Raw genomic sequence first — 11,881 nt, forward strand, 5'->3', positions numbered from 1 at the left:
GCGGGCGGCGACCTCATTCGTCCGGATCGAGGATGCGGGGCACCCGGAACCGCCCGTCCTCGGTGGCGGGGGCACCGGCCAGGGCCTCGGTGACGGGCAGCGACGGGCAGATGGTGTCCGGCCGGAAGACGTTGGTCAACGGCACGGCGTGGCTGGTCGGCGGGATGTCCCCGGCGGCGATCTCGGAGACCCGGGCGACCGCGGACAGGATCGCCTCGAGCTGCGGTGCCAGCGCGTCGAGCTCGTCGTCGGTCACCGACATCCGCGCCAAGCGGGCGAGGTGAGCCACCTCGTCCCGAGTGATCGCCATGGCGTGTGGCCCCTTCGTGGGCGGTGGGCGCGGGGCCCGTGACTGGTCCTGGGCGCCGCGACGGATGCGGGAACCGGAACCGGGAGAGGCCGGATGCACCCCTGGGGCGCCCCGGGCGGACGGTCCCGGACCGGACGCATCGCCGCGTCGACGTGATGTCATCGTACGGGCCGCGGCGGGACCCCCGCGGACGCCGCCCCCCGCTGCTCTCCTGGCCCAGGCTGCCCTTCGGGGTTTCCGTCACCTCACCTTCGGCGAGGTTCCTGTGCTGTGGYCCTGGGGGAGCCRCCGGCCGGGCGGGGACGTTATCTTCGCGTGACCGGCCGGCCATCCCGCCGACATGCTCTTTGCGCATGCTCAGCTACATGTCGTATCTGCTTCGCCTCGTGCTGCCGGACCGCCCGGGAGCGCTCGGCGCGGTGGCCACGGCCCTGGGCAGGGCGAGCATCGACATCGTCAGCATTACCGTCATCGAGCGCACCGCCGACGGAGCCGTGGACGATCTGCTCGTGCTTCTGCCACCGGGCGGCCTCGCCGATCGCGTCCTCACCGCCGCTCATTCGGTTCCAGGCGTGATCGTCGAGTCGCTTCGGCCGTTTCTCGCCGACGGGGGCGGTATCGGCAACGACCTCGACCTGGTGGACGCCATGACCGATCGGCCGCACGACGCCGTGGCGACCCTGACGGACCTCGCGCCCGGCGTCTTCCACGCCGACTGGGCGATGCTGCTGGAGCACGTCGGGCCGGACGACGTCCGGGTCCGGGAGACCTCGGTGGGCGCTCCGGCCCTCGGCGGGGACGATCTCGGTGTCCCCGAACGGGTCCGGTTACCCCTGCCCTGGCTGCCGCTGGAACGGGCGCGGCGGATCGGGGCCGAGGATGGCGCCTTCCCGCCTCGCTGGCGGGCGGTCAGCATGGAACTCGCCGCGGCCCCGGTCGGCGGCGACCGGTTGGTGATCCTGGTCGGGCGGCCCGGCGGCCCCCGGTTCCGCTCCTCCGAGATCGACCGACTGGCCCATCTGGCGGGCATCGCCGCGAGCCTGACCAGGACGGACCGTTTCTGAGCGGGGGATCCTCCCCCGGGTTATTCCACCGGGGTCTCGGCCTTCTCGGGACCGTCGGCGGGAACGGCGAGCTTGCTGGCCGCGTCGACCCCCTGCGCCAGCAGAACGGCGAATCCGGCCTCGTCCAGCATGGGGATCCTGAGACTGCGCGCCTTGTCGTACTTCGAGGCCCCCGGATCCGCGCCGACGACGACGGCGGTGGTCTTCCTGCTCACCGAGCCGGTGACCTTGCCGCCGCGCGCCTCGACCGCCTCCTTGGCCGAGTCGCGGCTCCAGTCGGTGAGCGTGCCGGTGATGACGACGGTGACGCCGTCGAGGGGACGTGGGCCCTCCTCCGCGCCGACGTCGGCGAGCCGTGCCCCGCCGGCGGCGATCCTGGCGAGGATGTCGCGGTGCCGTTCATCGGCGAACCAGTCGAGCACCGCGCCGGCGATCTTCGGACCGACCCCTTCGACCGCGGCGAGGTCCTCGGCCGACGTGGCGGCGAYCGCTTCCAGCGACCGCAGTTCCCGGGCCAGCGCCCGCGCCGCCGTGGGCCCGACGTGGCGGATCGACAGGCCGACCAGCAGCCGCCAAAGCGGCCGGTGCCGCGCGGCCTCGACCCCCCGCAGAATCTGGTCGATTTTCTTCTGCGCGAACCCGCGCAGCCCCTCGAAGGACTCGGGCGTCAGGTGGAAGATGTCGCCGATGTCACGCACCCGGCCCGCCTCGAGCAGGGCGGTCGCCGTCTCGTACCCGAGCCCGTCGATGTCCATCGCCCCCCGGGATGCGAAATGGAAGATCGACTCCCGCAACTGCGCGGGACAGGAGACGGTGTTCGGGCAACGGATGTCGACCTCGCCCTCGGGCCGCACCAACTCGGTGCCGCACTCCGGGCAGCGCGTGGGCATCACGAAGGCCCGCTCGGAACCCTCTCGCAGGTCGACGACCGGGCCGACGATCTCCGGGATGACGTCCCCGGCCTTGCGCAGGACGACCGTGTCCCCGATGAGCACCCCCTTGCGACCGACCTCGTCGATGTTGTGCAGGGTCGCGAGGCCCACCGTGGACCCGGCGACCAGGACCGGCTCCAGCTCCCCGAAGGGGGTCACCCGGCCGGTGCGGCCCACGTTCACCCGGATATCGCGCAGCTTGGTCGTGACCTCCTCCGGCGGATACTTGTAGGCCACCGCCCAGCGGGGGGACTTCGAGGTGGAGCCCAACCGGCGTTGCAGGGCGAACGAGTCGACCTTGACGACCACTCCGTCGATCTCGTGCACCACGTCGTGGCGCGCGTCGCCCCACCGGTGCACGTAGTCGAGCACGCCGGGCACCGTCGCCAGGACCTCGAAGTGGGTGGCGACGGGCAGCCCGAGCTCCGCGAAGCGGGCATAGGCCGCCGACTGGGACGTGACCTCGAAGCCGCGCTGCGCGCCCAGGCCATGGACAATCATCTCCAGCGGCCGGGTGGCGGTGACCCGGGGATCCTTCTGCCGCAGGGATCCGGCCGCGGCGTTACGCGGGTTCGCGAACGGTTTGCCCCCCACGGCCACCAGCCCGGCGTTGAGCTCGGCGAACTTCGCGGTCGGGAAGAAGACCTCGCCCCGCACCTCCAGCAGCCCGGGCACCCGCGGCCCGCGCAGCCGTACCGGCACGCTCGCCAGGGTGCGGATGTTGGGGGTGATGTCCTCCCCCGTCCGGCCGTCGCCGCGCGTCGCGGCACGCACCAGGTAACCATCCTCGTAGACGAGGTCCACGGCAAGCCCGTCGATCTTCAGCTCGCAGAGCCAGGCGTCGACCTCGCTTTCCCGGGCCACGCGCGCCGCCCACTGGTGGAACTCGTCGTCGTCGAAGACGTTTTCCAGGGACAGCATCCGTTCGAGATGCTCGACCGGGGTGAACAGGGTCGAGTAGGAGCCGGCCACCTTCTGCGTCGGCGAGTCCGGTGTGCGCAGGTCGGGATGCCGCTCCTCCAGCGCGGCGAGCTCCGCCATCAACCGGTCGTACTCGGCATCGGAGATCGTCGGGGAATCGAGCACGTAGTAGCGGTACGCGTGCTCGTCGAGCTCGCGGGCGAGGCTGGCGGCGCGGGCTCGCTCGTCCGCCGAAGCCGCCGCCGAAGCCACGCCGGATTCGTCGGCCGTACCGGCCGTCGCGCTCACGACGGTGCGTCGACCAGGACCCGCCCCGCCTTCCGGCAGTGGCGCATCACCGTCCTGGCATCGTCCGTTCCCAGGCCCGCCAGGCCACATGTCGGCGTCACGGCGACCACCTCTCCGAGCTGCTCGGGCCGGAATCCCAACCGGCGCCACAGTGCGATGACGGGTTCGACCGTACGGCGGACATCCGACAACTTCGGTGCGGCCGAGACAGCCCGTCCGGCTGCACCAGCCCGTCCGGCTGCACCAGCAGGTGCGGCCGGTCCAGTCGGTCCTGTCGGTCCTGTCGGTGAAATCGGCGCGGCCGGTGAAATCGGCCTGGTGGGGACGAGGCCCGCCATCAGCCGCACTCCGGCCTCCACGATCTCGCCGACGGCGTCGTCCTCAGCCCGGGTAAGCGCGGTGACGTCGAGACCGACGAAGTCCACACCCGCCGCGCGCAACGCCGCCAGCGGCACCGCGGGAGCGCAGCAGTGCACCCCGACTCCGACGGTCGCCGGCAGCGCCCGCAGGCCACCGAGCAGGATCCGCAGCCGCTCCACAACCAAGCCCTCCTCGACGGCGGGCAGCACCGAGAACCCACTCGGAGTGCGGATCCGGCCCGCGAGCACCGCCGGCAGCGACGGCTCGTCGAGCTGGACCAGGATCCGCGCCCCCGGGACCCGCTGGGCGATCTGTTCGACCTGTTCGACGAGCCCCGCGGTCAGTGCGTCGGCGATGTCACGGGTGGCGCCGGTATCCGACAACGCCTTGTGCCCGCGGGGAAGCTCCAGCTCGGCAGCCAGCGTCCACGGGCCGGTCACGGCAATCTTGAAGGATCCCGCGTAGTCGGCGGCGACCTCCGTCAGCGCGTCCAGGTCGCGTTCGAGCAGATCCCGTGACCGGCGCAGGTCCAGGCCGGGTCGGGGAACCAGCCGCCAGCCAGCCGGCTGAAGGTCCACCGGCATGTCGACGAGGATCGCCGCCGCCCGCCCGACCATCGCACCCCCGGCTCCCCTGGCCGGCAGTTCTGGCAGATGCGGCAGGTCCGGCAGCTCGTCGAAGACCAGCTTGACGGCCTGGGCCGCATCCGTTCCCGGCAGCGAGCCCACCCCGGTGGCCGCGCCGGGCGGCCACATCCGTGCAGCGTCAGTACTCATGTCTTGACATCCTCCGGGAGTCCGCGGGAGATCCCCGGCCACGCCCGCTCCACGCCCGCTCCGTCAACGGCCCGCCGACCGGGCGCCCAGCTAACCACCGGTGGTGCGGATGTGCCCTCCGCCAAGCACCCGGTCACCGTCGTACAGCACCACTGCCTGGCCTGCGGCCGTGCCGCGGACCGGCGTCGTCAGCGTCACGACGAGCTCCTCGTCGCGCGCCTGYGCCACCGCCGGTACCACCCCGCCGTGCGCCCGCACCTGGGCCAGGCATGACACGGCCCCCTCGTGCGGCCAGACGGCCCGGTCCGCCACGAGCCGGCGCACGTCGAGCGCCTCGGCCGGTCCGACGGTGACCGTCGACGTCACCGGGGAGATGTCCAGCACATAGCGCGGCCGGCCGTCCGCGGCCGGCCGCCCGAGCTTCAGCCCGCGACGCTGACCCACGGTGAAGGCGTAGGCGCCGTCATGGTGCCCGAGCGTCTGCCCGGTCGTCGCATCGATGACCGGACCCGGCCGCGGGCCGAGCCGCTCGCGCAACCAGCCACCGGTGTCCCCATGCGAGATGAAACAGATGTCGTGGCTGTCCGGCTTGTCCGCAACGGCAAGGCGACGCTCGGCCGCCTCTACCCGCACCTGGGCCTTGGTGGAATCCCCGAGCGGGAACCGCGCGGCGGCGAGCTGCTCGGGACGCAGCGTTCCCAGGACGTAGGACTGGTCCTTGTCCGGATCCACCGAGCGGCGCAGGGTGCCGTCCGGATCGAGCCGGGCGTGGTGCCCGGTGACGACGGCCTCGAAGCCGAGCGCGAGGGCCTTGTCGAGTACGGCCGCGAACTTGATGCGCTCGTTGCAGCGCACGCAGGGGTTGGGCGTGCGACCGGCCGCGTAGGACTCGACGAACTCCTCGATGACGTCGGTCTCGAACCGGTCCGCGAGATCCCAGACGTAGAACGGGATCCCGAGGATATCGGCGGCCCGCCGGGCGTCCCGGGCGTCCTCGATGGTGCAGCAGCCGCGGGCTCCGGTCCGGTCCGACTCCGGCGAGCGCGACAACGCCAGATGCACCCCGGTGACGTCGTGACCGGCGTCAACCGCCCGGGCGGCGGCGACGGCGGAGTCGACCCCGCCGGACATCGCGGCGAGCACCCGCATCAGACCATCACCTCCCCGAATCTCCGCCGAACCTCAGGGAACCACGTGGACGGGAGCAAGGCATCATGGGCATCGCCTCTCAGGTGCCGCTCATGCTGCCGCTCGTGCCGGCCAGCGCCCCCGCGCGGCTCGCCCGCTCGACGACCGGCCCGATCGCCGCGACCAGCGCGTCGATGTCGCCGGCCCGTGAGGTGTGCCCGAGGGAGAACCGCAGCGATCCGCGGGCGTGTGCCTCATCCACTCCCATCGCGAGCAACACGTGCGACGGCCTCGCCACTCCAGCGGAGCAGGCCGAGCCGGTGGAACACTCGATCCCCCGGGCATCGAGCAGCATCAGCAGCGAGTCTCCCTCGCAGCCGGGGAAGGTCAGATGGGCGTTTCCCGGCAGCCGGTGCGGTCCCGGACCGCCGCCGTCCCCACCGCCGCCGTCCCCACCGCCGCCGTCCCCGAGCAGCGGGGCACCGTTGAGCACCGCCTCCGGGACCTCCGCCCGGACCCGGCGCACCAAGTCGTCACGCAGGGCCGCCAGCCGGACGCTCTCCTGCGGCGCCTCGGCGCATGCCCTCGCCGCGGCCGCCGCGAACGCCGCCACCCCGGCCGTGTTCAACGTTCCGGACCGGATGTCGCGCTCCTGACCGCCGCCGTGGGTCAGCGGCTCCATCGCCAATCCCCGGCGCACCACCAGGGCACCGACACCGATCGGCCCCCCGATCTTGTGCGCGCTGACCGTGATGGCGTCGGGGCCCTCGTCGGTGACGGCGATCGGGATCTGGCCGAACGCCTGCACCGCATCGGTGTGGAAGGGCACGCCGTGACGGTGCGCGATCGTCGCGAGCTCGGCGATCGGCTGAACGGTGCCGACCTCGTTGTTCGCCCACATCACCGACACGACGGCCACCGAGTCCGGATCCCGTTCGAGGGCGGCGGCGAGGGTGTCCGGCCGCACGGTTCCCGCGGCATCGACCGCGAGCAGCTCGACCTCGGCATCCTGCGCCCGGCCGAGCCAGTCGACGGTGTCCAGGACCGCCCGGTGCTCGACGGCGCTGACCAGCACCCGCCGCCGGCCCGGTTCGGCCCGGCGGCGTGACCAGTACAGACCCTTCAGGGCGAGGTTGTCACTTTCGGTACCGCCTCCGGTGAACACCACGTCGGACGGACGGGCGCCCAGCACTCCGGCGAGTGTCTCGCGGGACTCCTCGACGATGCGGCGGGCACGGCGGCCACTGGCATGCAGCGACGAGGCATTGCCGGTATCGGCGAGCACCGCGGTGTACGCGGCGAGCGCTTCCGGTCGCATCGGCGTCGTCGCCCCGTGGTCGAGGTAGGTCACAGCTCTAGAGGGTAGTCGCGGACGGGCCGAACACCGCGCGATCAGAAGTCGCCGGCGGCCCGGCGCAGATCGGTCAGCAGGTCGATGAGTCTGCGCACCCCGCCGTCACCCAGCCCGGGATCGGCGAAGACGGTGTCGTTGAGCTTCTCGGTCGCGGCCATGGCAGTGACCCGACCCTCCTCGGTGATCTTCGCGAGAATCGCCCGCCGGTCCGTAGGATGCGGGGTACGCCGCACCTGCCCCCTCGCCTCCAACCGGTCGACCGCGCTGGTGACGCTGGTCGGATGGACCTGCAGCCGACTTCCGATCTTGTTGAGGGGCAGCGCTCCGGACCGACTGAACATCAACAGCATCAGCAGCTCATAGCGCGCGAAGGTCAGATCGAGGGGGCGCAGGACCTCGTCAACCCGGGCGAGGACGATCTGCTGCGCCCGCATCAGGGAGGTGACCGCTGCCATGCCGTCCGCTGCCGCCCCCCAGCCGTGGGCGGTCCAGTGCCGATGGGCCTCCGCTATGGGGTCGGTTGGCAACGGTTTCGGGGTGGCCACGACTTGTCGACGCTCCTGCACTTCATGGGACGGTTCCCGCCCAACCTGGCAGCCGGGGACCGTCGCGGCGGGCAGCGTCCATTGCACCCCAGGACGGACGCGCTGGCAAAGATTCATGCGTACCCGGAGATTGCCGCGGCGCCCAGCGTACCGACCAGCGTAACGCCGATCGACGTAACGGCGGGCGCCACCCGGGGCATAATCAGACGTTACGTCGATACTGCCCACCCACGTCGAAGAATGCCTGGGAGATCTGCCCGAGGGAGCAGACGCGGACCGCCTCCATCAGCGCCGCGAACGTGTTCCCCCCGCTCCTGGCGACCTCCCGCAGATGTTCCAGGGCGGCGCCCGCCTCGGCGCCGTGCCGGCGGTGGAACTCCTCCAGCCGAGTGAGCTGAGATTGCTTCTCCTCCTCCGTGGCCCGCGCGAGCTCCATCGGGCCTCCCTCGGCGTCGGGATCGGTGCCGGCCGACTCCGGCCGCAGGAACGTGTTCACCCCGATGATCGGCAGGGTGCCGTCGTGCTTGCGCCGCTCGTACAGCATCGACTCGTCCTGGATGCGTCCCCGCTGATAGCCGGTCTCCATCGCGCCGAGTACACCGCCGCGGTCGCTGATCCGCTCGAACTCGGCGAGCACCGCCTCCTCGACCAGGTCGGTCAGTTCATCGACGATGAACGATCCCTGCAGGGGATTCTCGTTGGCGGCGAGTCCCCATTCCTGATCTATGATCATCTGAATGGCCAACGCGCGGCGGACGGAGTTCTCCGTAGGAGTCGTCACAGCCTCGTCGTACGCATTGGTGTGCAGGCTGTTGCAGTTGTCGTAGATCGCGCACAGCGCCTGCAACGTGGTCCGGATGTCGTTGTAGGCCATCTCCTGTGCGTGCAGCGACCGACCCGAGGTCTGTACGTGATACTTCAGCATCTGCGACCGGGGGGCGGCACCGTAGCGCTCCCGCATGGCCACCGCCCAGATCCGGCRGGCCACCCGCCCGATGACGGTGTACTCCGCATCCATCCCGTTGGAGAAGAAGAACGACAGGTTCGGGGCGAAATCGTCGATGCGCATCCCTCTGGCCAGATAGGCCTCGACGTAGGTGAAGCCGTTGGCCAGGGTGAACGCGAGCTGACTGATGGGATTGGCGCCGGCCTCGGCGATGTGATAGCCGGAGATCGATACCGAGTAGAAGTTCCGGACCGCGTGTTCGATGAACCACTCCTGCACGTCCGCCATCGCCCGCAACGCGAACTCGGTGGAGAAGATGCAGGTGTTCTGCCCCTGGTCCTCCTTGAGGATGTCCGCCTGCACGGTGCCACGGACCGTGGCCAGCGTGCGGGCCCGGACCTCGGCGGCCTCGTCCGTGCTCGGCTCCCGGCCGTGCTCGGCGCGGAAAGCGTCCAAGCGCTGGTCGATCGCGGCGTTCAGGAACATCGCCAGGATCGTCGGCGCCGGGCCGTTGATGGTCATCGAGACGCTGGTCGACGGATCACACAGATCGAACCCGGCGAACAGGACCTTCATGTCGTCCAACGTCGCTATCGACACGCCCGACGTGCCGATCTTGCCATAGATGTCAGGCTGAGACGCGGGATCGCGGCCGTAGAGGGTCACCGAGTCGAAGGCGGTGGACAGCCGGGTCGCAGGCGAGCCGGCGGAGAGGAAGTGGAACCGGCGGTTGGTCCGGAAGGGGTCACCTTCACCGGCGAACATTCGCGCCGGGGCCTCCCCGGCGCGTTTGAACGGAAAGACGCCGGCGGTGAAGGGGAAGTACCCTGGCAGGTTCTCACGCCGCAGGAAGCGGATCAGGCGAGCGTCGTCGTCGATGGCGGGTACCGCCACCCGCCGGATCAGAGTCCCGCTGAGTGTGGTGCGCACCAGCGGGGTGTGGATCTCGGTTCCCCGGACGAGATAGGTCATCTTCTCGCCCTGACGTTCCTCGACGATCGCCGGCCATTGCGCCAGGAGCTCCCTCGTCCAGGGGGCCAGGGCGGCTTCGGCCTCGTCGCGCAGCACGGCGAGGGTGGTGGGTTCCGCCGGCGCCGGGCCCGCGCTGGGGTTGGCGCCGGCCAGTGCCGCAAGGGCCGTCGTCAGATGCTCACGACGGCGGGCCAGCAGCGCCTGACGCTCGGTCTCGGCGTGATAGCCCCGCACCGTCTCGGTGATCTCGGCCAGATAGCGTATCCGGGCGGACGGAATGACCGTGGTCAGACCGGTAGAGGTCCGCCCGCGCACCAGGTGCAACGAGCCGGACACGGTGTGCAGATCGTGTTTGCGTAGCAGCCCGACGAGGTGCTGATACAGGGCGGTCACCCCGTCGTCGTGGAACCGGGCGGCCGAGGTGCCGAAGACGGGCATATCCTCCCAGGACTGGTCGAACGCCTGCCGGTTGCGCACCAGTTGCCGGGCGACGTCACGCCGGGCATCCTCGGCGCCGCGCCGCTCGAACTTGTTCACCGCCACCACGTCGGCGAAGTCCAGCATGTCGATCTTCTCAAGCTGTGAGGCCGCACCGTACTCGGGTGTCATCACGTACAGCGAAACATCGCAGAACGGAACGATCGCCGCGTCACCCTGCCCGATGCCCGGCGTCTCGACGATCACCAGATCGAAACCGGCCGCCTGGCAGGCTTTGATCACATCCGCCAGGGGAGCCGGAACCTCACTGCCCCCCGTGCGCGTCGCCAGGGACCGGAAGAACACGTTCCCTGCCGTGCCATCACCCAGGGAGTTCATCCGGATGCGGTCACCGAGCAGTGCACCGCCGCCCCGCCGACGGCTGGGGTCGATGGCGAGCACCGCGATCCGCAGGCTGTCGCCCTGGTCGAGGCGGAAGCGCCGGATCAGCTCGTCGGTGAGCGAGGACTTTCCCGAACCACCCGTGCCGGTGATACCGAGGACCGGAACCCGCGGGTGGCGGGCGGCCTCGTCCTGCAGCGCCGCCGCGAGCCGCGGGTCCCGGCCCGCCTCGAGCACGGTGATTGCCCGGGCGAGCGCGCCGTGCTCACCAGCCGCCACCGCATCGAGCTTCGGCCCGTCCTCCGTCAGATCGACGTCACAGGCCTCGATGATCATATTGATCATCTTTGCGAGACCGAGCCGCTGCCCGTCCTGCGGGGAGAAGATGCGCGCGACCCCGCGCGCGTGCAGCAGGTCGATCTCCGCCGGCAGGATCACCCCGCCGCCGCCGCCGTAGACCCGGACGTTGCCGGCTCCGCGCGCACGGAGGCGCTCGATGAGGTAGCTGAAGTACTCGACATGCCCGCCCTGATAGGACGACAGGGCGATCCCCTGGGCGTCCTCCTGGATCGCGGCGGTGACGACCTCCTCGACGCTGCGGTCATGCCCGAGATGGATCACTTCGGCGCCCTGCGCCTGCAACAGGCGACGCATGATGTTGATCGCCGCGTCATGCCCATCGAAGAGTGAGGCCGCCGTCACGATCCGGACCGGATGAGCTGGTGTGTGCAGCGTGGCGGCCGGCTCGTGCCGGTTGTCGGAGGACATCGCGTCGGAGGACATCGAAGCGGCTCCCGGGGACGATGTGGCGGGCGGAGATACCTAGAACACTTGGCTTCCCGATAGTAGGACATCCATGTAATAGATGCCACCACGGCCAAGGTGCTGAAGCGGGTGCTGCCAGCCAGTAGTCGGAAAATACGCGTATACGAGTGTGGGGCTGTCTCTCTAGGGAGACAGCCCCACACTCGTATACGTCCGGCGGCGTCCTACTCTCCCACACAGTCCCCCATGCAGTACCATCGGCGCTGAAGAGCTTAGCTTCCGGGTTCGGAATGAGACCGGGCGTTTCCCCTTCGCCAAAACCACCGAAACACTATCCAGATATACCAGCCGAACCGGCCGTACACCCGAGAACCGCACAGTGGACGCGTAGCACCTTCGAAGACAAGCCCTCGGCCTATTAGTACCGGTCAGCTCCATGCGTCACCGCACTTCCACCTCCGGCCTATCAACCCGATCATCTAGTCGGGGGCCTTACCAGGCTACCCTGTGGGAGACCTCATCTCGAAGCAGGCTTCCCGCTTAGATGCTTTCAGCGGTTATCCCTTCCGAACGTAGCCAACCAGCCATGCCCTTGGCAGAACAACTGGCACACCAGAGGTTCGTCCGTCCCGGTCCTCTCGTACTAGGGACAGCCCTTCTCAAGTCTCCTGCGCGCGCGGCGGATAGGGACCGAACTGTCT

Annotated in this window: 8 protein-coding genes and 2 rRNA genes; 1 reads left to right on the top strand and 9 read right to left on the bottom strand. The window is 70.2% G+C overall.

What is annotated here, in order from left to right; translation table 11 throughout:
- Nucleotides 1–13: 13 nt before the first annotated feature.
- Nucleotides 14–310, bottom strand: coding sequence for an Asp-tRNA(Asn)/Glu-tRNA(Gln) amidotransferase subunit GatC (gene gatC, locus KBI5_RS02735; protein WP_011438021.1), 297 nt, complete (start codon nucleotides 308–310; stop codon nucleotides 14–16).
- 353 nt (nucleotides 311–663) lie between these two features.
- Here gatC and KBI5_RS02740 point away from each other — a divergent pair, with 353 nt between their 5' ends.
- Entirely contained in the window at nucleotides 664–1,374 is a 711-nt protein-coding gene (locus KBI5_RS02740) for an ACT domain-containing protein (RefSeq protein WP_011438022.1), read from the top strand.
- 20 nt (nucleotides 1,375–1,394) lie between these two features.
- On the opposite strand, the gene ligA is transcribed toward KBI5_RS02740, so the two are convergent.
- The 8 genes from ligA to KBI5_RS02780 form a co-directional block, all read right to left on the bottom strand.
- Nucleotides 1,395–3,479 (bottom strand): NAD-dependent DNA ligase LigA, encoded by a 2,085-nt coding sequence (ligA, locus tag KBI5_RS02745; RefSeq protein WP_241882619.1) that lies wholly within the window; start codon nucleotides 3,477–3,479, stop codon nucleotides 1,395–1,397.
- Between the two features lie 32 nt (nucleotides 3,480–3,511).
- Complete coding sequence (locus KBI5_RS02750; protein ID WP_043590674.1) at nucleotides 3,512–4,651, bottom strand: methionine synthase; 1,140 nt, start codon at nucleotides 4,649–4,651, stop codon at nucleotides 3,512–3,514.
- 90 nt (nucleotides 4,652–4,741) lie between these two features.
- Nucleotides 4,742–5,800, bottom strand: a complete 1,059-nt coding sequence (gene mnmA, locus KBI5_RS02755; protein WP_011438025.1) for a tRNA 2-thiouridine(34) synthase MnmA — start codon at nucleotides 5,798–5,800, stop codon at nucleotides 4,742–4,744.
- A 79-nt stretch (nucleotides 5,801–5,879) separates the two neighbouring features.
- Complete coding sequence (locus KBI5_RS02760; RefSeq protein WP_085014224.1) at nucleotides 5,880–7,130, bottom strand: cysteine desulfurase family protein; 1,251 nt, start codon at nucleotides 7,128–7,130, stop codon at nucleotides 5,880–5,882.
- A gap of 41 nt (nucleotides 7,131–7,171) precedes the next feature.
- Complete coding sequence (locus tag KBI5_RS02765) at nucleotides 7,172–7,678, bottom strand: MarR family transcriptional regulator (RefSeq protein WP_023840249.1); 507 nt, start codon at nucleotides 7,676–7,678, stop codon at nucleotides 7,172–7,174.
- A 202-nt stretch (nucleotides 7,679–7,880) separates the two neighbouring features.
- Complete coding sequence (icmF, locus tag KBI5_RS02770; protein ID WP_085014225.1) at nucleotides 7,881–11,198, bottom strand: fused isobutyryl-CoA mutase/GTPase IcmF; 3,318 nt, start codon at nucleotides 11,196–11,198, stop codon at nucleotides 7,881–7,883.
- A gap of 193 nt (nucleotides 11,199–11,391) precedes the next feature.
- Nucleotides 11,392–11,508, bottom strand: a 5S ribosomal RNA gene (gene rrf / locus KBI5_RS02775).
- Nucleotides 11,509–11,578: 70 nt separating this feature from the next.
- A 23S ribosomal RNA gene (locus tag KBI5_RS02780) occupies nucleotides 11,579–11,881 on the bottom strand; the annotation flags it as partial.

It is taken from the genome of Frankia sp. KB5 (genome assembly GCF_002099325.1).
Taxonomy (GTDB): Bacteria; Actinomycetota; Actinomycetes; order Frankiales; family Frankiaceae; genus Frankia; species Frankia casuarinae.

Coding starts and splice junctions, on each gene's coding strand:
- KBI5_RS02750 (WP_043590674.1), bottom strand. CDS start 4,651: ATGAGTACTGACGCTGCACGGATGTGGCCGCCCGGCGCGGCCACCGGG.
- KBI5_RS02740 (WP_011438022.1), top strand. CDS start 664: ATGCTCAGCTACATGTCGTATCTGCTTCGCCTCGTGCTGCCGGACCGC.
- gatC (WP_011438021.1), bottom strand. CDS start 310: ATGGCGATCACTCGGGACGAGGTGGCTCACCTCGCCCGCTTGGCGCGG.